We start from the raw sequence: 24,597 nt of genomic DNA on the forward strand, positions 1-24,597 counted from the left end.
CGTGCGCTATAACGTACGAACCCCAAGACATGCAACCCGAGGCAAAAGGGAAACAGCGTCATGCCACTTTACCGATCCAGAACCTCAACCCATGGCCGCAACATGGCCGGTGCCCGCGGCCTGTGGCGTGCGACCGGCATGGGCGACGATGATTTCGGCAAGCCGATCATCGCCATCGTCAACTCGTTCACGCAATTCGTGCCGGGTCACGTCCACCTGAAGGACCTTGGCCAGATGGTCGCGCGCGAGGTTGAGGCCGCAGGCGGCGTTGCGAAAGAGTTCAACACCATTGCGGTGGATGACGGCATCGCCATGGGCCATGACGGGATGCTGTATTCGCTGCCCTCGCGCGAAGTGATCGCGGACTCGGTCGAGTACATGGTCAACGCACACTGCGCTGATGCGATGGTCTGTATCTCGAACTGTGACAAGATCACTCCTGGCATGCTGATGGCGGCCATGCGTCTGAACATCCCCGCGATCTTTGTCTCGGGTGGGCCGATGGAGGCGGGTAAGATCGACATCGCCGATCTGGATGTGAAAAAGATCGACCTCGTGGACGCAATGGTGGCCGCAGCCGACGACAAGTACACCGATGAGCAGGTCCAGCATATCGAGGAAAACGCCTGCCCGACTTGCGGGTCGTGCTCGGGCATGTTCACTGCGAACTCGATGAACTGTCTGGCCGAAGCGCTGGGTCTGGCGCTGCCGGGCAATGGCTCGACGCTGGCCACCCATTCGGACCGCAAAGAGCTGTTCCTTGAAGCCGGTCGCCGCATCGTCGAGATCACCAAACGCCACTATGATCTGGACGAAAAAGGCTTCCTGCCCCGCGAAATCGCCACGTTTGACGCGTTTGAAAACGCCATGTCGCTGGATATCGCCATGGGTGGTTCGACCAACACCGTGCTGCATCTGCTGGCCATCGCGCATGAGGGCGGCGTGGATTTCGACATGTCCGACATGGATCGGCTCAGCCGTAAAGTGCCGTGCCTGTGCAAGGTCGCGCCCAACACCGAGAATGTGCATATGGAGGACGTTCACCGCGCCGGTGGCATCTTCTCGATCCTCGGCGAACTCAGCCGCGCCGGTCTGCTGCACGAAGGTTGCAGCACCGTACATTCCGGCACCATGGGCGAAGCGATTGCCAACTGGGACATCAAGGTTGCCAATAACCCCAAGGCGCAAGACCTGTTCAAAGCGGCCCCCGGCGGTGTGCGCACAACGCAGGCGTTCAGCCAGTCGAACCGCTACAAAGAGCTGGACACCGACCGCGAAGGCGGCGTGATCCGCAGCAAAGAGCACGCCTTCAGTCAGGACGGCGGTCTGGCGGTTCTGTTCGGCAATATCGCGCGTGACGGCTGTATCGTGAAAACCGCCGGTGTGGACCCGGCCAGCCTGACTTTCACCGGCTCGGCCTATGTTTGCGAAAGCCAGGATCAGGCGGTAAACGACATCCTGACCGGCAAGGTGAAAGAAGGCGACGTGGTCGTCATCCGATACGAAGGCCCACGCGGTGGTCCGGGGATGCAGGAAATGCTCTACCCGACCTCATACCTGAAATCGAAAGGTCTGGGCAAAGCCTGCGCCTTGCTGACCGATGGGCGGTTTTCGGGCGGCACCTCGGGCCTGTCGATCGGCCACGTCTCGCCTGAGGCGGCCGAAGGCGGTGTCATCGGTCTGGTGCGTCAGGGCGACAAGATTGAGATCGACATCCCCAAACGCTCGATCCATCTGGCGGTCTCGGACGAAGAACTGGCCACCCGCCGCGCCGAGCAGGATGAAAAAGGCTGGGAGCCGGCCGCGCCGCGCAAACGCAAAGTCTCCACGGCACTCAAGGCTTATGCCAAGCTGACCACCAGCGCCGCCAAAGGCGCCGTGCGTCAGGTTTGAGTTAGACATCACTCAACAGAATACGGCCCACCTATCCGGTGGGCCGTTTTTTGTTCTGTTTTGCGAAAAAAAGGGACCTTCGACTGCTTGCGATCAACGACCTTTTCTAACAGGATGCAGCCAGAAAATTACGAAAAGTGGATGAACCGAGCACTGATAGCGCGTTTGAATCGCTGTAACCGTTCGACGCCAACGAAATGCATATTGTGCTTTCTGGTGAACGCGAAAGGTAAGATGCAGGGGATTGACAGAGCTTTCACTTAGTTCAACTCGTCGGCAAGAAGTTTGGTGAGTTCGAGCCTCCATCGACTTGGGTCGAACTCATTGATGTTAGTATGTTTGAAGTACCAAACTGCCGCCGTGAAACACTTGAAAATGTTATTGTCTGAATGGAACTTTCTATCGTGAACTGATATCACTATTACCTGACCGTCAACTTCATAGCCCTGGACGTAGCAGTTACGTGAATTCGTCTTTTGCTCTAGCACTCTGATAGAAAGCTCTTCGGGAAGCTGTGCAATAGCTTTGGCGGATACTCGGTTTTCCAGTATGAAGTTCTCGCCCGAAGAAAAGAAAAAATTTACATCCTCAAGTTCAGTATCATCGCCAAATTTAATACTGCTTGCCGTATCAAGTATCTGTATTGCGCTCGCGAGCGAATAAATTGAAATTAGGTTACTTTCATCTTCTACGTAGACACCCGGAGAAAAGCTTCCAAATGGGCTGTTCAATACTTGAGCTATGCTAGTATTGGCTCCAATGGCCATCAAAGTGGCAAGAACTGCCATTAGAGAAATCCTCAATTTTCTTTGCTTCCTATGTTCAGAGCTGACACTCACGTGCAAATCATGCCCAGACAGATGAGGCTGCTCACACTTACTGCCCTTCAATCCCCCAGTTTGGCGTGAACCTCGTCCAGATCAATCTCGCCGATTGGCATTTTGTTCGCGGGGTTCTCGAAATCGTATTTGAACAGCTCGAAATCCTGTTTGTAGATTTCATAGACCAAATGCATCGACAGATCGTCGAAGTAATCCTCGACCGGATGGGCGCGCTTGGGGCCATGCCCTTCGGATTCGTTGAAGCGCGGGATCTGGGACAGGTCCACACCGTGCGGTGTGTCCAGATGGTTCAGGACATCCTGCATTCCGTCATTGAACGCTTCGGTCCAGAAAATCCGATCATATCGCCCGCCATTCACGATAAAGGTCGAGACATGGCCTGACATGGCCGACCAGTGGATATCAGGGTCCATCGGCCTGCGCCAACGGATCGTATCGCGCGCAAAAAGCAAGAACCGGCGGAAACTGGCGATCTGGTCGAACTCACCTTTGCCATCATCGCCGCCAACCTCGATCCCGTAATTATAGATCAGCGTGGGCACCAGATTGCCCCGGTACCGCTTCCCATTGCGTTGAATCCCGCAGATTTTGTCAAAAAACGAGCTGAGAATACGCGTGTAAGGATTGCGGACGCAGGTAAAGGTATAAGACGCGTGATTTCGTACATTTTGGGAAATCGCATCCTGACTGTTCTCGAATGCCCATTTATGCATTCCGTCATCTGCGTCGTGAATGTCACCGTCAAAAAACCGACCATGATCCGAATAATACATGATCTGTCCAATGGTCGAGCAGGCGCATTTCGGCACCACCCGATACACCATGCTTTCGCTGTCGGTCATCCATGTGCCGGGAAAACCCATCTGCCTTGCCTCCTCCGCGAGTCAGAACCTGAAATTTCTGCCCGCTTTTGAGATCTAAAAACCAAAAATATTATGTTTATTCAATCGCTCATCCTCAGTATCACGGTTGGAAACGGGCAGAAACGGAATTCATAGAACTGAAATGGCCAGGATTGCCTATATATTGCTGTGCCACAAAGACCCCGAGGCCATCATTGCACAAGCCGAGCAATTGACCGCCGCCGGGGATTGCATGGCCATTCACTTTGACGCACGCGCCAGCGCCGCGGCCTATGCCCGCATTCGAGAGGCCCTTGCGCCCAACCCAAATGTCGCGTTCGCCACCAAGCGGATCAAATGTGGCTGGGGAGAGTGGTCTTTGGTTCAGGCCACCCTGCACGCCATCGAAGCGGCGGTGGATGCATTTCCTCGTGCAACGCATTTCTACATGCTGTCGGGCGACTGCATGGCCATCAAGACGGCGGAATACGCGCATCGTTTTCTGGACGAGCGCGACATGGATTTCATCGAAAGCCACGACTTCTTTGAGAGCAAATGGATCAAGACCGGAATGAAGGAAGACCGGCTGATCTATCGCCATTATTTTAACGAACGAACGCAAAGCCGGTGGTTCTATGCCGCTTACGAACTGCAAAAGCGGTTTGGCCTGACACGCGACGTTCCTGCCGACATACAGGTCATGATCGGCAGCCAGTGGTGGTGTCTGCGCCGCCGGACGATCGAGATGATTCTGGATTTCCTGAAGCAGCGCCCGGATGTGACCCGCTTTTTCTCAACCACCTGGATTCCGGATGAGACGTTTTTCCAGACCCTCGTTCGCCATCTCGTTCCCAAAGAAGAGATAGAGAACCGCACGCCCACGTTCCTGATGTTCTCGGACTACGGAATGCCGGTTACGTTCTACAATGACCATTACGATATGTTGCTGGGGCAGGATTACCTGTTTGCCCGCAAGATCAGCTCTGAAGCGCATGAACTGAAAGAGAGGCTGGGCAAGCTCTATGCCACCGAAGGGGTCACGTTCCGGATTTCGGATGAAGGGCGAAACCTGCACAGGTTCCTGACCGGGCGCGGGCGAGTTGGCCGCCGGTACGGGCAGCGGTTCTGGGAGGCAGGCAATACGCTTGGGCCAAACCGCGAAGTGTTTCTGATCGTCTGTAAGAAATGGCATGTGGCCAAACGGCTGGTCGACCAGATCACGTCTGAGACCGACATCCCCTGTATCGAATACCTGTTCAACGAAGAAGACACGGCCCTGCCCGATCTCGGCGGCATCGAAACCACGCTGGACAAACGGTCTCGGCACCGGCGCGCAGTCCTGCGTATGCTGTTTGACAGTTTCGACACGGACAAGCTGGTCATTTGTGTTGATCCTGCGAACCTTGAGATCATCGAAGACTTTAATGCCGACCAGTCTCGTGCGCATGTGCTGGAGATCGAGTGCGCGTATTCAGACGCCTATCTGATCGGCCACGCCCGGCGCATTGGCCTGGCCGGTGAGAACAGCCCCGACGAAACCGTAGCCGATCTTGTGCCGACCCTGCGCAACGCGCTTGCCTATGAATCTGAATTGATACGGGGGGCCGGTCTTGGCAGTTACCGGCGCATTCGGGAAACCGACACGCCTGCTGAAAAGGAAGAAGCGATTACAGCGTTTCTGGGTGTCTCACCGAACAAGGCCAAGGCGATTTTGCAGTTGGATTACCTGTTCGCCGATTGAAAACCCGGCGACGCTTGGGCACCGCCGGGTGAGGTGTTCAGATGTCGAATTTCACGCCCTGCGCCAGCGGCAATTCGGCCGAATAGTTCACCGTATTGGTCTGCCGCCGCATATAGGCTTTCCACGCGTCCGATCCGCTTTCGCGTCCGCCGCCGGTTTCTTTTTCACCACCAAAGGCTCCGCCGATCTCGGCCCCAGACGGACCGATATTGACGTTCGCGATGCCGCAATCTGATCCGGCTGCGGTCAGGAACTGTTCGGCCTCGCGCATGTTCAGGGTGAACACACAGGATGACAGGCCCTGCGGGACGTCGTTCTGGATGTCGATGGCCTCGTCGAAATCATCATAGCCCATCACGTAGAGGATCGGCGCAAAGGTCTCGGTTTTTACCGTGGCGGTCTGACCGGGCATCTCGACGATGGCGGGCTGCATATAGACGCCATCCGGCACGCCCTCGGTCACGCGCTGGCCACCAAACACGGTGCCGCCCTCGGCTTTGGCCGCGTCCAACGCTGCGGTCATGGCGGCGCCCGAGGCCTCATCGACCAGCGGGCCAATCAGAGTGCCCTCAGTCAGCGGGTTGCCGATGGGCAGACCGGCATAGGCCTTTTTCAAGCGACCCACCAATTCCTCACGGATCGAGTTATGCACGATCAGGCGGCGCAGCGTGGTGCAGCGTTGACCGGCTGTTCCCACGGCTGAGAAGACAATTGCGCGCACCGCCATTTCCAGATCGGCCGAGGGACCAACGATCATCGCGTTATTGCCGCCCAGTTCCAGAATACACTTGCCAAAGCGGGATGCCACCACGGGGGCCACCGCGCGGCCCATGCGGGTCGAGCCGGTGGCGGAAATCACCGGCACATCTTCGCTGGCCACCAGCGCCTCGCCCAGCGCGGAGCCACCGATCAGGGTTTGCAGCAGGTGGTCGGGCGCATCGCCAAACCGGGCCAGTGCCCGTTCGAAAATCTTCTGGCAAGCCATCGCGGTCAGAGGTGTCTTTTCGGATGGTTTCCAGATCACCGTATCGCCACAAACCAGCGCGATCGCCGCGTTCCACGACCAAACCGCAACCGGGAAGTTGAAGGCCGAGATCACGCCGACCGGACCCGCCGGGTGCCATGTCTCCATCATCCGGTGGCCGGGGCGCTCGGATGCGATGGTCAGACCGTATAGTTGCCGCGACAGACCTACGGCAAAGTCGCAGATGTCGATCATCTCTTGCACTTCGCCCAAACCTTCCGAGGTGATCTTGCCCGCCTCCCAACTGACCAGCGCGCCCAGATCGTCTTTGGCCGCGCGCAGCTCTTCGCCCAGCAAACGTATCAGCTCTCCCCGGCGGGGGGCGGGTACGGTGCGCCAGGCTTTGAACGCTGTTTTGGCGTTGGCAAAGATGGTGTCCATGTCGCCCGCTTGGGTTTCATGCACCTCGGCCAGCAGGCTGCCGTCGATGGGCGAGTGCACAGCCAGCGTGCCGCCGGTCAGCTCCGCGACCGTCAGGTCCAGATTGGCGAGGGTGGTTTGCGCAGTCATCACGATGTCTTTCATATCTCATGCCGCCTTGTTCTGTGGGGTTGCATCGCCAGCGCGGTAAAGCTGGCCAAATTCGGTGTTCAGGAAATCGGGCAGGGCCACCTGTTCCTGCCGGACAAAGCCCTTGGCGGGCAGCGCGCCCGTGCGCATCAGATCGACCACACCCAGCACACCCGCAGCGGTGGTGACTTGAATGGCGCTCCAGACCTGTCCGTTGATCTCACGCGCGAAGCTCTTGTTGATCAGGGATTTCTCACGCAAGGTCCCGTCAATCATGCCCTTGGCCGTGCAATAGACCAGCACCACGTCCTGATCAGTGCGCGGCAGGGCGGTCTCAAAGATATCCTTCAGCAGATCGCGGCGACGCTCCAGCCCCAGATCCTTGAGAAGAAGTTTCAGAATATCGCAATGGCCGGGATAGCGGATCGAGCGATAGGATACCGCCCGCGCTTTGCCGTCCAGCGTTTCGGGCAATGTGCCCAAGCCCCCGGATGTGTTGAAACACTCGTATTCCACCCCGTCATGGCCCAGCAATTCGTAATCTTCCAGCGGCGCGGTCTTGACCCGTTCGCCGTTCACGATGGCATCGCAGGGGTTGCAGTATTCGTTGATCAGCCCGTCAGTGGACCATGTCAGATTGTATTTCAGCGCATTGGTCGGATAAAGCGGCAGAGCGCCAACCCGCATATGCAAACTGTCCAGCGCGTCGAACTCTGCCGCCAGCGCTGCCCCTTCGATTCCGACAAAACCGGGTGCCAGACCACATTGCGGCATGAAGGCTGTTGCGCTGTCCTTGGCCAATTCGCGCACGGCATTTGTGGCTGCGACATCCTCGGTCAGGTCAAAGTAATGCGCGCCCGCAGCCTTGGCTGCCTTTGCGATTTGCGGGGTCAAGAAGAACGGGGCGGCCGAGATGACGGCATCAAAGCCGGTCAGCGCCTGGGCCAGTTGCGCCGCGTCGCTGACGTCGACCTGCCGGGTTGCAACACCTTGGCGGTTCAACACAGACAGCGCCGACAGGTCGCGGTCGGCCACGGTGACCGAATAGTTGGATGACGATTTCAGCAGGGCGGCGATCATATGACCGATCTTGCCTGCTCCGATGACACAGATATTCCAGCTCAAAACGCGCCTCCTCTTTCGTTTTCCGAAAGTATGACGGGCCGCTTGTCCGGCTCGCAGGGGTTATCTTGTCGAAATAGTCAATTGATCCGTCATAATGTCGGTTTTTTCGTCTTTTAGACGGAACGCGCGAAAACTGAGTAGACATGCAACTATCCAAATACTTCCGTGATTTTCCGCCTAACCTAAGGTAAGGTGCAGGTTATTGGGCCATTTTGTCCGCGCCAATTCCGCGTCATGCGTGGCCCTGACCTTGTCGGGAAACGCATTGCGCCCAATTACCGGACCAATGCGCCTGTTCTGGTTGATCCCGACATCGGTCCTGAAATGCATTGAAGCCAACGTTCAGGGGGGAACAGGCGTGCCTAAAGATCCGATTGAGAATTTCCGTACATTCAATCCATCCGAGTCCGACTGGTCAGTGATCTATGCGATCCTGTCCGCATCGGAAGACAAACCCATCAAACCGCATTTCGAGTGCTTCGAGGTTGAAGCCGACACCATCCTGCCACCCGAAGGCATGTATGTGGTCCTGTCTGGTCTGGTCCAGTTGCAGCAGGATGAGGTGGTTTTGGCCACAGCTGACGCTGGTGACTATTTCTATGAAGAACATCTTGAGATTTTTGATATCCCCGTCAGCCTTCAGGCGCTGGCCACGGCGGGGACCAAGCTGGCCTATTTGTCCAGCAGCCAATGGCTGGAAGTCCCGATTGCGATCCGCAAACACTGTTACGACACCCTGTTTGGGGATCTGGTCAGCGTGCATCTGCACAACTTTCAGCAACCCATCAACTGTTGCAGCGTGACAGCCGCAGCGCTGAGCATGTCGGCTTTGGGGTTCAGCTACGAGGTCAACGACATCTTCCGCGAATGCGCCTTGCCCACATCCTTTGTGGTCAATGACGGGATTTCGCTGGGCGAGCTTTACGACGTCGCCTGCACATTCATCAACACGCAGGACCTGCGTGAGAAGATACAGGTTCAGGCCTATTTCATGGATGAGGCCACAACCTCGGTCGAGTTGCTGTTGCAGGCGATTGATGAATCCAACCGGGTGGGCGGCGACAACGACATTCTGGTAGCCAATTTTCAGGTCGGCGTGGCGCATGGCAAACAGAACATGCCCGGCGGTCACTTTGCCATCATCGCCAAATGCAACCCCAGCACCGGGCTGGTGCATATGATGGATGTCCATCCTGAGAAATACGGCAAGCTGTGGGTCACGACGATTGACCGGCTATGGGCGGGCATGTCCGACCGCGACGGAACCTCGATGCGCTCGCGGGGGATTTTGCGGTTCTCGGCATTGGAGGCTGTGAAGACCACGCTGCAAACGCTGCAACAGGATTGCAATTACGTTGACAGCACCGAATATCTGGCGAAAGACCCCAAGAAACGCCGCAATCTGTTCCGCCGGGCCAGCCCGAACATGAACTCGATGGGGGTTTTGGCCGAAAGCCTGAACATTCTGGGCGACCAGCAGGTCGACGAGGACAAGCTGCTGATTGCGACACAGGCCAATCTGACGGACGCGCTCAGCCGTGTGTCCACGGCCAAGGAGATGCACGCGCTGGCGCAGCGCTATCTCAGCCAGACGCCCGACGTGCATCTGGGCAGTACCTTCCACAGCTATGCGGACCGCCCAACCAAGGACGACAAAACGCCCGAGGACTGGTTCCGCGCTCAATTGCATAGTCTGAACACTGAAAAAGACCGGCATTTGATGATCAATATCGACTTCAATCGCGTACTGGGGTTCGAAGTGATCCGCCCCCCTGCGAATGTGTATCGCGAGACCGCGCTGCTGGAAGAATTCTGGTGCCTGTGTATCGCCTATGATGAGGCAACCGATTTGGTGACAGTGGTGGATATGAGCCCGGCAACCTCGCAAGTCTGGCAGGCTCCGCGCGGGCATATCTTCCGTGGTCTGCGGGACCTCGGGAACCCGGCCTTGTTGGTGATCGAGGAACATGAACCGCCCGAAGATCCCACGGATGTCGAACGCATCGTCAACACCCATCCGATCGTGCTATTTTATGCAGACGAAGATCCGTGGTCCTATATGCTACGCAGTATGCTGGCCAATATCGGCATCACCAGCGCCCGGCTGATCGACGTCGAAGGCCACGGGGCCAACGTGATGAAGATGCGGCGGCAGTTGACGATTATGACCGGGAAGGAAAACCCACCCTACCTGTTCTTCAAGGGCGAATGCCTGGGCCGCAGAAAAGACATTGTCGATGTGGTGCTGGATGGCAGCTTTCAGCAAAGCGTCAAGGATGCCGGGCTGCCGGTGCTGCTGCGCCATGAATCCCCCAGCCTCGACAAGAATATCTTTGGCTACCCCAAGGGCGGGCTGACCGATGCGCCCAGCGAAAAGCGCAACGTGCTGCTGTGTGCCTGCGGGTCGTCGGCGGCGGACAAGGTTCCCGATCTGGTCAAGCGGATCAAGGATGCGGGGCATAACGTCAAGCTGATCCCGTCCGTGTCAGCCGAGAAGTTTTTCCGCGATATCGAGGTCGAAGAAGAAACCGGCAATATCAGGAAAACCAAGCCAAAGACGATCGAGGATTACATCTCGCATCACGACTATTACCGCGACGATGACGAATGGAATTTCCGCTATACCGAGTTCGGGATGCCCCTGCGCGCCTCACATCTGGCGCTGTGCGATTGGGCAGACTGCGTGATCGTGGCGCCGGTGACCTGCAACACGATGGGCAAGATCGCCAACGGGATCGCCGACAACCTGCTGACCTCGGTCTTTGTGGCATGGCAATACCGAAACAAGCCGGTGATCCTCTGCCCTGCATGCAACACAAACATGTGGAACAACGTCACCACCCAGAACAACGTCGAAAAGCTGCGTGATCTGGGGGTCGATATCGTGGGGCCGCGCAAGGGCCGTTTGTCCAACGGCATGATGGGGATCGGCATGATGGCCACCCCCGACCAGATCATGGAGGTGTTGGACGAGGCGTTCGAAGAACTGGCCGATCAGGAGCACAACATCTGCAAATGGGCACAGGAGGCCGCAGCCTCGGACGAGTTCGCGCAATGGACCCGTGTTTTTGACGCTATCGACAAGGGCATGGCCGGGATCGACATCGTGGATGACAGTAACGGTGATACGCTGCTGCACTATGCGGCGGGGGGCGAAGGTGAGCTGCACGAAAACGGCCAGAACCTTGGCAAGCCCGATCTTGAGGCGGCGCAGGAGTTGATTAACCGCGGCATCGACGTCAACGCCACCAACGATCACGGGTTTACCAGCCTGCATGTGGCGGTAATGAACAACTCGGCCAAAATGGTCGAAGTGCTTCTGGGCGCGCCGGGGATCGACGCCAGCAACTGCATCAACTTCCTGCGGGACCCAAAGAACGCCAAAGACGTGAAACAGGTCAAACCCAAGATCAGGGCCATGCTGGATGACTGGGCCAATGCTCATACCGTCATCGCGCCCGAGGAAGACCACGACAATGATCTGATCGACGACCGCGAGCGGACCTATCTGTATTTCACCTACGGATCGCTCAAGAAAGGATTCCCCAACCACGATGCCCATGCAGACGTGCTGGACGACTTTGTGGGGGAGGCCGTGACCCGGCAACGTATGCCCCTGATCGTCCCGCACGAGCCGCATTGCGACAATCCCAACTGCGGTTACCTGCACCGGATGGCCACGCTGGTCGATCAGAAAGGGCGCGGCGAACCGATCCGGGGTGAGGTCTATCGCGTGTCATCCTCGGGGCTGAAGGAGCTGGACAAGCTCGAAGGTTATCACGGCCCCGGCTCGCCCGAGAATGTCTATGTCCGCAAGCGGATCAACGTGCTGATGGACGGGGTCAAAAAGCCCGCCTATGTCTACGTCATCGCCCACCCGACCAAGTATCTGGACCAATGGGCCGACGGCACGTCGGGCATCGTGGCGGAATACACGCTGGACATGGCCACGGGCACGCCGAAACCGGGGTTTCAGCCAACGTCCTAGTTGAGCATCTCGATCACGGCTGCATCCTCGGGGTCGGCCTTGAGGCTGAGGTTGTAGGCCGTGATCGCCACCGTACACAGCAATACAAAAGGCCAGAACGCGGCCTTTGGGATCAGGTTGTCCCGGTAGTGGATGAACCGCAGGGACGGCACGGCCTCGGACGCGAACAGGTAGGTGTTTACCGAAACGGCCAGCAGCAGGAAGTACATCAGGAAAAAGAACGACTCCATATAGATCACCGGCGATCCGGCAAAGCCTTCGCGCAGTTGCACATGCGCCAGCAGAATCACGAAGAACAGAACCGAACAGGTGCCGATCACGCTGGAGGTGCTGAAATCATGCCGCTCGATCAACTCGGGTCGGCGCGTCACGGTCATGACCGCACCGAACAGCAGCATGGTAACAACGATCAGGGGGATCATGTGAACGACAAAGGCGTTGCCAAAGTTGCGTTTGATGACAAAATTATAGTGCAGCTCGGGCAGGTTGGTCTGGAACTCGGTATCGCTGATGCCCAGCGTGGTGCCCAGATCGGACAGGCGATAGTCGAAATAGGTATTCTCGCGTTCCCACGTGCCCAAGACGATGCGGTTGTCGATCCCGAATATGTCATCGGGCCCCGTGGCTGGATAGGCTGCGAAATCGGGGATCAGGGCCACGGCGGTGTCGAAACTGGCGGGCCAGAACCGGACCCACACGGTTTTATGGTCGAAGGGATAGCTGGTGTAGTCGAAATTCTGCCGTAGGGTCTGTTCAAAATACCAGCCGATCAGTTCTTCGCCCTCCTGATCCATGCGATAGGCTTCTTCAATCATCCCGCTGGCCGCGTCCGAGGCATCGGGCAACACGAACCCAACCGCGTCGCCGGTCGGTTTGATCGCGTCATGCACACCGTCTTGGTAATGCTGCCAGACATATCCGGTGACATGGACATCGCTGGCATCGGTGAACACAAAGGACTTGATGAATATACCGGTCCTGACCTGATATTCCGGCACGTTTTCCAGGTCTTGCAGGTAGCCGTCGACCGATGCCTGATCAGGCAGTTGCGTCGGGTCGCCTTCGAAATGGTTCAGCGCCACCAACAGCCTGAACAACAACACAAGCAGTCCAAGCGTCAGGGCACCGGAAATCAACCAAACCTTCTTTTCGATGCTCATTCAGTCCCTTTCAAACTTGGTCCAGACGTCCGACCAGGGACTGTGTGATACCCATCTCAGAGAAACCCGCGCCCAGCGCCTCGAACTCTTCATGTGCGTTCAGCGGGATGCCCCAACCACCGCACGCGGCCATAACCTTGGTATGTTGGATCGAAAGATCGACCATCGGCAGAGGCTCATCGGCGGTGAACCGGGCCAATGCCTCGGCATACTCGGTGGCCTTGTCCCATTCCTGCCGCGCCAGCATGACGGCGCTTGCGTCGGGATAGAAATGCAAATGGCTGTGCCCGACGCAGCCCTCGGCAATGATCTGTGCGCCAAGTTTCAGGTGTTGATCCTGTTTGTCAGGGTCTGTTTCAGCCAAGGCCAACGCCGACAGCGCCTTTGGCCCTACGAAGTTACGCCCATGTTCCAGCGCGATATCCACGGCCCGTTGACCGGTTTCGCGCGCCTGATCCATCTGCCCGGCATAGACCTGTGTCCGCGCCAGATGTTCCAGCGCTTGCGCCTCCAGCCGCTTGGCCCCCACACGGGCGGCAATTTCGGCCGAGAGGGTAAAGGACTCCAGCGCGCCGTCCAGTTCACCCAAAAAGGTCTGCGCCACGCCAAGACATGTTTGGGCTACACATTCCGGTACAAAGGCAAAGTACTTCTGCGAAATCTCTATAGCTTCCTGCGCATCCACCTTGCCTTGCGCCACGTCGCCGGAATAGCTGCGCGCAACGCTGAGATTGTGCAGGTTTGCAGCCATGTCCCGCACCAACCCTTCTTCGCGCGCGCGTTCCACGGCCTGCGTGTAAAACCCGGTCGCCGACTGCATGGTCGCATTCATGAAATTGGCATCGCCAAACCCGCTCAGAGCGCCAACCTCCAGCCGCGCCGATTGCAGTTTACGGGCCAGAGTCAGGGCTTTTTCATTGCTGGCCATCGCCTTATCAACCTGCCCCAGCGGGAAATAGATATTGCCGCGCACATAGTTGATCTGCGCGATATCCCGTTCCGACCCACAGCATTCAGCAGCGGCTTCGGCGATTTCGAGACTATCCAATGCCTCTTGGTACAGGCTCGCCTGCCGGTCGGTTTGCGCCAATCCGATATAGGCGCGGCATGTCTGTTCATCTGTCTCGGCAAGATTGGCCGCCTCTTTGAACTCTCGCAGCGCGTCTTCCGAATATCCCTGCAACCGGTGCGTTTCGCCGCGCGCGCATAACAGGTCGAACCGAACGCCAGCCGGGGCCGGTAGCTCTAGGGCGCGTTCGATCAGGGGGCTGGCCTCGTCATATTGAAAGCCCTGAATCAGGTTCTCGGCGGCTTCAAGATAGGCTTGTGCCGCGTTGCTGGCCCCTGCGCGATCCAGATGCTGGGCGCGCAGGGTCGCATCCCGGTCTTCAAACCACTTGGCGGCCTCGCGGTGCAGCCGCGCACGTTCGGACTTCACCAGCGTGGCATAAGACCCGTCCCGGATCAGGGCGTGCGCAAACATCAGGTCTGCCCCAGCCTCGCGGATCAGGGCCGACCGGATCAGGGTCGAGATATCCAAATGCCCTTTACCCAGAATGAAGTTCAAAACCTCGGGCCAGAAGCGTTGCCCCAGAACCGAGGCCGCCTGAATCGCGGATCGGCTGGGCGGGTCCAGCGCATCCAGCCGTGACTGGACGATGCCTTGGATACTGCCGGGAACCGAGTCACGCTTGAGCACGTCGATATTGCGCAATAACTGCTCCAGAAACAGCGGGTTGCCACCGGCCCGGCGCACGCAGGCGTCCAGAAGTTCGGGGTCGATGCCGGTGAATTCCTCGACCAGTTGCCGGGCCTGATCGTCCCCCATTGGTGCCAGTTCCAGTTTCGACACCAGCGCGCCCTCGGTGCCAAGCTGCCAATCGCGATCAATCGGGTCGCCTTCGACACGGCTGGTCATCAGCAGCACGCAAGGCAGATCGCGCGTTGTGGCCGCGATATGGGCGCAAGCCGTCAGGATATCGGGCGTTGCCCAGTGAATATCCTCAATCTGGATCAATAGCGGGCTGTCCAGACTACAGGCGGCAATCAATTCGTCGATCACCTGACGCCGCCCGCGCAGGCGTGTGGCATTGTCCATGACCGCATAGACTTCGGCCAGTCCGGGATCCTGCTCTAACTCCAGCAGCGCGTTCAGATGCGTGGCATTGGATGGTGACACCCAGCCTTTGCCAATCGCGCTTTTGGCCACTTCCGCGCAGGTCTCGGCGTTGTCGGTTGCCTCAAGCCCCAACATGCTGCGGGCCACGGATTGAATGGCTGAATGCCCCTCACGCGCGCCGAAATCCATGACAACACCGGTATGCACGGCGTAGGACAAGCTGCCCGCAAGCTCGGCAACCTGTTCGGACAGGTGCGTCTTACCGATACCCGGTTCACCCAGAACGATATGAACCTCGCCCTTGCCGTGCCGCTGACACCGGTCGAACGTGGCCGAGAACAAAGACATCTCGCGCTCGCGACCCACAAACCGATGACGGCGAGAGCGGATGTTCCGCGCCATCCGATCCAGCCGCCAAAGCTCGATGGGTTCGTTCAGGCCCTTGATGGCCTTGGCGCCCATCGACTCGCCCACGAAAAGCGGCCCCAATGCGCGTTGAATATCGTGTGACACAAGCGTTTCACCCGGCGCCGCCATATCCGTCACCCGCGAGGCAAGATTCACCCCGTCGCCGGTGACAGTGTATTCGGTATGGGCCTCGCTGCCGGTTGTGCTGGCGATGACCTGCCCCGACGCAATCCCGATGTGGCAGGACAGGGGCCGGGTCAGTGTGGGCAGAACCGCATGAATCTCCAACGCGGCCCGCGCCGCGCGTTCGGTATCGTTGGTGTGCGAGATCGGCGCACCGAATACGGCCATCACCGCGTCACCGATGTGTTTGTCAATCCGGCCGCCATACTTCTCGACGACGTGATCCACCTTGTGAAAGAACTCGTTCAGCAGCGCGTGCATGTCCTCGGCATCCAACTCGCTGGATAGCCGCGTAAACCCGGTCAGGTCCGCAAACATGACCGTGACCTGCCGCTTGGCGGGCTCAAGCGGGGTTTGCGGTTCATAGGGCTGAACAAGATCGACCCGCTCAAGTTCGGATATCGCGCGCAAAAGACGCCGGCGGTCGCCGACGGCGGTCACTCCGATTTCGATCAGGTCTTCGCCCGTCAGATCGGGCAAAATTGCGAAATCAATTTTGTTATCCAAAAAGGCCTGCGCATAGTCAGACAAACCAAGTGCGCTTAGCCAGTCCCTAAGGTCCTGAGACATATCGCCCCTCTGAAGCCCCCAACTTCAGACATAGGCGTAGCACAGCAGACCCGTCCGAGTCTGCAATCGTTAACGAATTTAATTTTTCGGCGCAGCCCAAGGCCCGTTTACCGGGCGCTGGGGTCAGGTTTCTGCTTCCAGCCCTTCGGTCGACAGATCGTCGAGTTTGGGCATCAGGCGCAGCAATTCGCTTGCGTATTCGGTCTGCGGGTTGGCAAACAGATCGTTGGTCTCTTGCAGCTCGACCACCTTGCCCTGTTTCATCACCGCCACCCGGTCGCACATCTGGCGCACCACCGGCAAATCGTGACTGATGAACAGCAAGGTCAGGCCCAGATGTTCCTGCAAATCCTTCAGGATGTTCAGGATCTGCGCCTGAATAGACACGTCCAGCGCACTGGTGGGCTCGTCACAGATCAAAAAGCGCGGCTGCGTGGCAAGGGCACGCGCGATGGAAATCCGCTGACGCTGACCGCCTGAGAACTCATGCGGGTATTTCAGCCCGGCCTCATGACCCAAGCCCACCTGATCCAGCAGCTCATCCACACGGCGCTTGATATCGGCCCCGTCCATCAGCTTGTGATGGCGGATCGGCTCGGCCACGATCTCATCCACCCGCATCCGGGGGTTGAGAGAGGAATACGGGTCCTGAAAGATCATCTGGATGTTTTTCCGATAGGCATCCAGCGCGGCCTTATTGGTCAGATCGCTGACTGTCTGCCCTTCGAAGGTGATCGTGCCGCCATCAACAGGGTAAAGCCCCGCGATCATCCGCGCCACGGTGGACTTGCCCGAGCCGGATTCGCCCACCACGCCGAACACCTCACCGGCGCGAATGTCAAAGCTGACATCGTCGACGGCGGTGAAATAGGTGCGATCCCACGGAAGCAGCCCGCGCTTTTGCAGGAACTTCTTGGTCAGATTGCGGATTTCAAACACCGGTTTGCTGGTATCATTGTCCACCTTGGGCCAGTGGCGGGCCATGTCTTCGATCGCAAAGCGGGTCTCGCGCCCGCCATAGCTGATCTGCGGAAAGCGGTGCAGCTTGAGCGTCGGGCGCGGGACGGCGGCGATCAGGGACTTGGTGTATTCATGGCTGGGCTGGCCCATAACCTGCGATGTCGGGCCGCTTTCGACAACCTTACCCGCATACATCACCGTCACCTTGTCGGTGGTGTCTGCAATCACACCCATGTCGTGCGTGATCAGAATGACGCCCACCTGCCGTTCGGTCGCGAGTTCCTTGATCAGGTCCAGAATCTGCGCCTGAACGGACACGTCCAGCGCCGTTGTCGGTTCATCCGCGATGATCACATCCGGTTCCGTGCACAGCGCCAGCGCAATCACCACACGCTGCCGCATCCCACCCGAGAACTGGTGCGGGTACTGGTCCAGCCGTGTATCGGGATCAGGGATACCTACCCGGTCAATCAGATCGCGGGCGCGTTTGTTGGCCTCGCTATCCGAACCACCCAGATGCGCCTGAATGGTCTCAACCAGTTGCTCACGCACGGTGAACAGCGGGTTCAGCGAGGTCAGCGGGTCCTGAAAGATCATCGAGATCTTTTTGCCGCGTAACCCACGCATCGCCTCGGCGTCGATACCGCTGATCTGGTCACCGCTCAGCTTGATCGTACCGCTGGCGATACGGCCGGGGCGGTCCAGCAGCCCCATGATGGCGGCGCCAATGGTGGATTTACCGGCCCCGGATTCGCCCACAAGCCCGTGGATTTCGCCGGGTTCCACCGACAGGTCCACATGGTCCACGGCGGTGAACAGTTGGCGGCGGGTCGGGAATTCGACCGTCAGGTCATTGATTGTCAGAAGGCTCATGAAATCACCGCAGCTTGGGGTTCAGCGCGTCGCGCAGCCAGTCGCCCAGCAGGTTCACAGACAAGGCCAGCGCCAGAAGGGTGCAAGCCGGGAAGAACAGAATCCACCACTCACCCGAGAACAGGAAGCCCTGCCCGATGCGGATCAGCGTGCCCAGCGAGGGCTGGGTCGGAGGGGCGCCCACGCCAAGGAAACTCAGCGTCGCCTCGGCGATGATCGCCAAAGCCAGCGAGATGGTGGCAATCACCAGAACCGGGCTGAGAACATTGGGCAGGATATGTCGGAACATGATCGGGAAAGACCCGCGCCCGATCAGGCGCGCGGCCTGAACGTATTCCTTGTTTTTCTCAACCAGCGCCGCGCCGCGCACCACGCGCGCGAACTGGACCCAGTCAGACAAGGCAATCGCGACGATCAGAACGTAGATCGCCATCTCATCGCGGTATTCCGGCGGGGTGACGCCTTTGGCGATCCCAAAGATCAGCATGGCGACCAGAATGGCCGGAAAAGTCAGCTGCACGTCGGCAACCCGCATGATCAGCGTCTCGATCCAGCCGCCGAAGTAAGCAGCGACCAGCCCCAGAACAACACCAATGATCAAAGCCAGCAGCACCGCCGAGGCCCCTACGAACAAGGAAATCCGCATCCCGTACAGGATGGTCGAGAACACGTCGCGCCCTTGGTCATCCGTCCCCAACAGGAAAGTTTCCTGCGTAAAGGCGTTGGGCGTGCCGGGCGGCGTAAACCCATTCATCAGGTTCAACGAAGAAGGATCGAACGGATTATAGGGCGCGATCAGCGGCGCAAAGATCGCCGAAAGCACCAGAACAACAACAACCAGAGTCGCGACGATCGCAACAGGCGAATGCCGGAAAGACCACGCAAAATCACTGTCCCAGAACTTGGCAAACCGCGTCTTTTCGGGTGCTTTTGGGGTATCGAGAGTATCGGTCATGTGGCCCTCGCGTCGACACGCAGGCGCGGGTCAATGGCATAGTAAAGAAGATCGACAATCAGGTTGATCGTCACGAACATGACCGAGATCAGCATCAGATAGGCGGCCATGACGGGGATATCGACAAACTGGATCGCGTTGATGAACAGCAGGCCAACGCCCGGCCACTGGAACACCGTCTCGGTGATAATGGCGAAAGCAATGATCGAACCCAATTGCAGACCGGTGATGGTGATCACCGGTACCAGCGTGTTCTTCAGCGCATGGCGGAAGTTGATCACCCGATCCGACAATCCGCGCGCGCGAGCGAACCGGACATAGTCAGCGCGCATCACCTCAAGCATCTCGGATCGGACCAGCCGCATGATCAGCGTCATCTGATACAGGCCCAGCGTGATCGCCGGAAGGATCAGCGCCTTTAGCCCCGAGGTCGTCAGGAACCCGGTGGACCAGTTGCCAATCATAACGGTCTCGCCCCTCCCGAAGCTGGGAAGAAGGTCAAGTTCGACCGAAAAGATATAGATCAGCAATATCCCGATCAGGAAGGTTGGCAGGGACACCCCGATCAAACTGACTGTCATGATGACATTCGCAGCCACCCCTTGTCGTCGGATCGCGGTAAAGACACCGAGGGCAATGCCCAATGTAATTGCCAGAAAACCCGACACAAAGGCCAGTTCCAGCGTCGCGGGCGCGCGTTCTGCGATGATGGTCGAAACAGGGCGGCCCTGACGGTACGAGACACCGAAATTGCCCTGAACGGCCCCTTGCAGGAACTTGAAATACTGAACCGGGAAGGGCTTATCCAACCCAAGCTCGGTACGCAGGCGGTCGATATCAGCCTGCGTGCGTTCCTGCCCCAGCATGTTGTCGATCGGATCGCCGACAAAGCGGAACATGGAAAATGCGACCAGACCCACGACCAGCAACACGATCACGGATTGGAACATCCTTCGGACGATATATGCGAACATTTAGTTTCCCCGTTGATCTTCGTGTCTACGCACGCCTTGACCAGATGGTCAAGATGTCGCGGGTAACAGCGACCGTCTATCCTGCGGAGCCGTCCAGTCGACCTCTGGCCCCAGCGGGACAATGCCCAGAGGATTTCTCAGCTCGGATGGTGAGAAATACCCTGCCTTGTAGATGTCTGGCTTGACTGTCCGCCCGATCTCGGGCCGTGCATAGAGATCGCGCGCATATCCCCACAGGTTCGGGTAGTCAACCAATCGCCGCAAATTGCAGCGGAATGCGTAGTGATACGCCACATCAAAACGCGCAAGCGTCGGAAACAGGCGCAGGTCGGCTTCGGTCAGAATGTCTCCGCAGAGATAGCGGTTGTTTTCCAGATGCGATTCGATCTCGTCCAGCATGGCGAAAACGTCCTGAAACCCGGCTTCATAGGCCTCTTGCGTACGCGCAAACCCGGCGCGATAGACGCCGTTGTTCAGGCGCGGATAGATCTTTGCGTTCCAGTCGTCGATCTGGTCCAGCTTGTCCGGCGGGGCAAGGTTCGGGCCATATCCTTCAAGCGTACCCAGCATCCGCACCAGATCGGCGGATTCGATGGACACAGCACTGTTTTCAGCACGATCCCACAGCAGAGGGACCGTGATCCGCCCGGTATAGGCAGGTTCAACCTTGGCGTAGACCTGATGCAGCGCGGTGGCGTTGAACAAAGGGTCGGAATACTCACCCTCGGAGTCATAGACCCAACCATCGGGCGTTCGACGCGGACGGGCATAGGCAACCGTGATCACGTCTTCCAGACCCTTTACCGCCCGGGTCAGCAAAACCCGATGCGCCCAGGGGCAGTTCCATGCGGCATAAAGGTGGAACCGACCCGGCTCAAAGACACCGTCCGGCAGCGCGTTGCGGATGGTTGACGCCTGACGGCGGTATGCGCCGTCAAGCTTTGTGTCCGGGGCGGGGTCTTCCGTGTGGTAGACCCCGGCGATCATCACACCCATACGGTCAGTTCACCGTCACCCAGCGCAGGATGAAGAAGTTATCCGGGCGTTGTGTCAGGTCGATATTGCTGCCGGTCCCCCAGACTAGGGGCTGCACATACATTGGCACGTACACATGGTGGTCCTGATAGATTGCCGTCACCTCATCCAGCATGGCCTGACGTTTGGTTTCGTCCAACTCCGACTGAATCATCGGCAGCAGTTCATCCACGCGCGGGTTCGAGTACCCGCCGAAATTCCAGCTACCCAGTTTCTTTTCTTCATTCGGCGTGGCCACGAGGAAACGAACGGGGTGCTCGGCGTCAAAGGTGCCCGGGCTCCAGCCCAGCAGGTACATGTCGTAATTGTCCTCGCGCAGTTCCGGCCAATAGTTGCGGACAGGCATGGCATCCAGTTCAGCCGTAATCCCGATTTGCGCCAACATGCTGACGATCGCCTGACAGACAGCCTCATCATTCAGATAGCGGTCATTGGGGCATTTCAGGCCAAACGAGAACCCATCGGCATACCCCGCCTCGGCCAACAGCGCCTTGGCGCCTTCGACATCAAAGGCCGGGCGGTCGGCATTGGCTGCGGAATATCCGCTCATGGCCGGGCTGACCAGTTGCGAGGCGGCCTCGGCATTGCCGCGCATGATCGTGGCGAGAATGGCGTCGACATTTACGGCCTGTGCAATGGCCTGACGCACGCGCACGTCACGGAACGGGTTTGGGTTGCCCGCATCATCGGTGTATTTCAATGCCTCGGCTTCGTGGTCAAAGCCCAGCATGATCACGCGCGCCTCGATCCCCTGAATGACGTCGACATCGGCGTTTTCCTTCAGGCGTGCAACGTCTTGGATCGGGACAGGATTGATCATGTCCACATCGCCCGACAGCAGCGCCGCCACAGCGGTCGCGGGGTTCTGGATCGGGTTAAACTCGGCGCGGGTGATGTTGTGCTCAACCTCGCCCCACCAGTCGCCATGCGGCTCTAACACGGTCTTTAGCCCCGGCTCCCGCGCGGTCACCTTGAAGGCACCGGTGCCGTTGGCGTTGATCGTGGCATAGTTGCCGGATTCCTTGTCGGGCACGGCCGCATCATTCGCTTCGGTCCAGCCCTGATCCATGATCATCCAGTTGGCGATTGAGGACGGGAACAGCGGATTGGGAGCGGTGGTCATGATGTCAACGGTGTAATCGTCAACCACAATCACCTCACTGACCGGGGCGAACCAACTGCGGGTATCGGCGGCCTCGCCCGAGGCACGCTGATAGCTGAACAGCACGTCCTGCGCATCAAAACTGCTGCCGTCATGAAAGGTCACACCCTCGCGCAGCTTGAACCGCCAGCCATCGCCTTCACCGATCGGCTCCCAGCTTACGGCCAGTGCGGGTTCGACCGTCATGTCCTTGCCGCGGCGCACCAGCCCTTCGTAGACATTGTTGAGAAAGCCCAGAACCGGGGCCGAGTTGACGGCATGTGGGTCCATGGTCTGCGGGTCGGTTGTCGAGGCCCATTTGAACTCGGCGGCCTGAACGCTGGTCGCAGCTAAAAGGGCCAGGCCAATGGCGCTGTTTCTGAGGATCATTGTGATGTCTCCCTGTTTTCTGCTGCCGAGTGTTCTTGGTTTTTCGCGCACGCGCAAGGAATTCTCAGGTCGACACAAAAAAACAGGGCGCGAAACTCGCGCCCTGCCTGAAGCTTGTTGGAACCGATTTAGTTCATGGTGAAGTATTTGACCTTGGGCTGGTCTTCCGCATCGACTTCGATGCCTACACCGTCAGCCATACCCCAGTTCAGAACCTGGTGGTGAATGGGGATGTACAGCGCTTCGTCCTGCACCACGCGCCAGATATCCGCGATATCGGCATTCCGCGCGTCCAGATCGGTGTTGGAGGCCAGTGACTTGATCTTCGCATCCAGCGCATCGTCCTGATAGCCTGTGCCGTTCCATGTGCCGATATTGTCTTCGCGACCATGGACAAGGAAGTTGAAGATGTATTCCGAGTCATATGTCGGCACACCCCAACCCAGCATGTAGAAGTCTGTCTTGCTGTCGGTGATCAGCGGGAAGTGCTGCGCCTTGGGCTTGGCGTCCAGATTCACGGTCACACCAATCTGACCCAGCATCCCAACAGCCGCCTGACAGATCGCCTCATCATTGATGTAGCGGTCGTTCGGGCAGTCCAGCCGCAGCGAGAAACCATCAGGATAGCCAGCTTCGGCCATCAGCGCCTTGGCTTTTTCCAGATCGGTGGAGGATTCACCGTCCATGTCAGCGGTCCAACCATTCACGAAGGGCGGTGCGATCATGCCCGCAGGCTGCGACTGGCCGCGCATCACGACCTGTTTGATCGCATCGCGGTTGATCGCCATCGACATCGCCTGACGCACCCGCACATCAGCCAGAGGGTTCTTGCCATCGACATTGTCCGCTTCGATGTCGTCCGAGCCCTGGTTCATCCCAAAGAAGATGACGCGGTTCTGCGGGGCCTGCTTGACCATCAGGCCATCGGCGCCATTGACGCGCTCGATATCCTGCACCGGCATATCCTGCAGGAAGTTCACCTCGCCCGACAGCATCGCGGCCACGCGGGTCGCAGCGTTCTGGATCGGAGTATAGATGATCTCGGTCACTTCCATCGGGAACTGGTCGATGCCCCAATAGTCGTCGTTGCGCACCATCACGGTTTTCACGTCAGGCTCGCGGCTTTGCAGTTTATATGGCCCTGTGCCGTTGGCGTTGGTGGTGGCATAGGTGATCTCGCCACCTTCAAAGTCCTGCACGTTGACGGTGTTGTTCGCCTCGGCCCAGCCCTTGTCCAGAATGAACAGGTTGGTCAGGTTCGACGGCAGGATCGGGTTCGGACCGTCTGTGACGATCTCAACCGTGTAATCATCGACCGCGCGCACTTCGGTGATCGAGCCGATCAACTCTTTCATGTCCGAATTCGGCTGCTTGGCGCGCTCAAAGCTGAACACCACGTCTTCGGCGTTGAAATCCGCGCCATCGTGAAATTTCACACCTTCGCGCAGCTTGAAAACCCAGACATTCGGGTCATCGGCCTTGGGTCCCCACTCGGTCGCCAGCGCGGGTTCGAACGCGCCGGTCACGTCGCGGATGATCAGCGGCTCGTACATCTGGTGACGAATGGTGTGCGAAGGCCCTTCGTTTTGCGAATGCGGGTCCAGCGTCAGCGCATCACCCGCGCGCGCCCAGCGCAGAGTTTCTGCCGATGCGCCCGCTGCCATCAATGCAGTCGCACTGGCAGCAATCATCAGGTTTCTTAGGATCATTTTAGTCTCCCCGGTTTTCGTTAATGCCGTCGTTTCAACGGCCGACCGTTTTTTCGGTCCTGGTGGCCATGATCATCCAGATCATTTTGACAGTTGCAACACCTGATTGTGACCAAACTGAATTGATGCAGTCACAAATTCCGTTTTGCCCAAAA

Annotated in this window: 15 protein-coding genes; 3 read left to right on the forward strand and 12 right to left on the reverse strand. The window is 58.3% G+C overall.

Annotation, left to right across the window (positions count from 1 at the left end):
- Nucleotides 1-60: 60 nt before the first annotated feature.
- Entirely contained in the window at nucleotides 61-1,893 is a 1,833-nt protein-coding gene (ilvD, locus tag ACR0MS_RS16135; RefSeq protein WP_480575434.1) for a dihydroxy-acid dehydratase, read from the forward strand.
- Between the two features lie 260 nt (nucleotides 1,894-2,153).
- On the opposite strand, the gene ACR0MS_RS16140 is transcribed toward ilvD, so the two are convergent.
- Nucleotides 2,154-2,681 (reverse strand): hypothetical protein, encoded by a 528-nt coding sequence (locus ACR0MS_RS16140; protein ID WP_480575437.1) that lies wholly within the window; start codon nucleotides 2,679-2,681, stop codon nucleotides 2,154-2,156.
- A 98-nt stretch (nucleotides 2,682-2,779) separates the two neighbouring features.
- Complete coding sequence (locus ACR0MS_RS16145; RefSeq protein ID WP_480575440.1) at nucleotides 2,780-3,598, reverse strand: sulfotransferase family protein; 819 nt, start codon at nucleotides 3,596-3,598, stop codon at nucleotides 2,780-2,782.
- A 142-nt stretch (nucleotides 3,599-3,740) separates the two neighbouring features.
- On the opposite strand from ACR0MS_RS16145, the gene ACR0MS_RS16150 reads away from it, so the two are divergent.
- Nucleotides 3,741-5,318: a DUF5928 domain-containing protein gene (locus tag ACR0MS_RS16150; protein ID WP_480575443.1), complete on the forward strand. Its 1,578-nt coding sequence runs from the start codon at nucleotides 3,741-3,743 to the stop codon at nucleotides 5,316-5,318.
- Nucleotides 5,319-5,355: 37 nt separating this feature from the next.
- On the opposite strand, the gene amaB is transcribed toward ACR0MS_RS16150, so the two are convergent.
- Together amaB and ACR0MS_RS16160 are read right to left on the reverse strand one after the other, a co-directional pair.
- Entirely contained in the window at nucleotides 5,356-6,852 is a 1,497-nt protein-coding gene (gene amaB, locus ACR0MS_RS16155) for an L-piperidine-6-carboxylate dehydrogenase (RefSeq protein ID WP_480575534.1), read from the reverse strand.
- Nucleotides 6,853-6,870: 18 nt separating this feature from the next.
- Complete coding sequence (locus ACR0MS_RS16160; RefSeq protein ID WP_480575447.1) at nucleotides 6,871-7,977, reverse strand: saccharopine dehydrogenase family protein; 1,107 nt, start codon at nucleotides 7,975-7,977, stop codon at nucleotides 6,871-6,873.
- Nucleotides 7,978-8,179: 202 nt separating this feature from the next.
- On the opposite strand from ACR0MS_RS16160, the gene ACR0MS_RS16165 reads away from it, so the two are divergent.
- The gene (locus ACR0MS_RS16165) at nucleotides 8,180-11,965 is read left to right on the forward strand and encodes a flavoprotein (RefSeq protein ID WP_480575450.1); all 3,786 of its coding nucleotides are present in this window, start codon (nucleotides 8,180-8,182) and stop codon (nucleotides 11,963-11,965) included.
- Here ACR0MS_RS16165 and ACR0MS_RS16170 read toward each other — a convergent pair.
- From ACR0MS_RS16170 to ACR0MS_RS16205, 8 genes are all read right to left on the reverse strand, one after another.
- Nucleotides 11,962-13,125: a hypothetical protein gene (locus ACR0MS_RS16170; protein WP_480575453.1), complete on the reverse strand. Its 1,164-nt coding sequence runs from the start codon at nucleotides 13,123-13,125 to the stop codon at nucleotides 11,962-11,964. The genes ACR0MS_RS16165 and ACR0MS_RS16170 overlap by 4 nt on opposite strands.
- 10 nt (nucleotides 13,126-13,135) lie before the next feature.
- Nucleotides 13,136-16,405, reverse strand: coding sequence for an adenylate/guanylate cyclase domain-containing protein (locus ACR0MS_RS16175; RefSeq protein ID WP_480575456.1), 3,270 nt, complete (start codon nucleotides 16,403-16,405; stop codon nucleotides 13,136-13,138).
- Between the two features lie 123 nt (nucleotides 16,406-16,528).
- Complete coding sequence (locus ACR0MS_RS16180; protein ID WP_480575458.1) at nucleotides 16,529-18,238, reverse strand: ABC transporter ATP-binding protein; 1,710 nt, start codon at nucleotides 18,236-18,238, stop codon at nucleotides 16,529-16,531.
- 4 nt (nucleotides 18,239-18,242) lie between these two features.
- Nucleotides 18,243-19,193 (reverse strand): ABC transporter permease, encoded by a 951-nt coding sequence (locus tag ACR0MS_RS16185; RefSeq protein WP_480575461.1) that lies wholly within the window; start codon nucleotides 19,191-19,193, stop codon nucleotides 18,243-18,245.
- Nucleotides 19,190-20,167: an ABC transporter permease gene (locus ACR0MS_RS16190; RefSeq protein ID WP_480575464.1), complete on the reverse strand. Its 978-nt coding sequence runs from the start codon at nucleotides 20,165-20,167 to the stop codon at nucleotides 19,190-19,192. The genes ACR0MS_RS16185 and ACR0MS_RS16190 overlap by 4 nt, the downstream gene beginning before the upstream one ends.
- Nucleotides 20,168-20,215: 48 nt before the next feature.
- On the reverse strand, nucleotides 20,216-21,163 hold the full coding sequence (locus ACR0MS_RS16195) for a glutathione S-transferase family protein (protein WP_480575467.1): 948 nt from the start codon (nucleotides 21,161-21,163) through the stop codon (nucleotides 20,216-20,218).
- A 4-nt stretch (nucleotides 21,164-21,167) separates the two neighbouring features.
- A complete protein-coding gene (locus tag ACR0MS_RS16200) occupies nucleotides 21,168-22,733 on the reverse strand; it encodes an ABC transporter substrate-binding protein (RefSeq protein ID WP_480575470.1) in 1,566 nt (521 codons plus the stop codon).
- A 128-nt stretch (nucleotides 22,734-22,861) separates the two neighbouring features.
- Nucleotides 22,862-24,442, reverse strand: coding sequence for an ABC transporter substrate-binding protein (locus ACR0MS_RS16205; protein WP_480575473.1), 1,581 nt, complete (start codon nucleotides 24,440-24,442; stop codon nucleotides 22,862-22,864).
- Nucleotides 24,443-24,597 lie beyond the last annotated feature (155 nt).

The sequence above is a fragment of the Ruegeria sp. CJ2 genome (genome assembly GCF_056536745.1).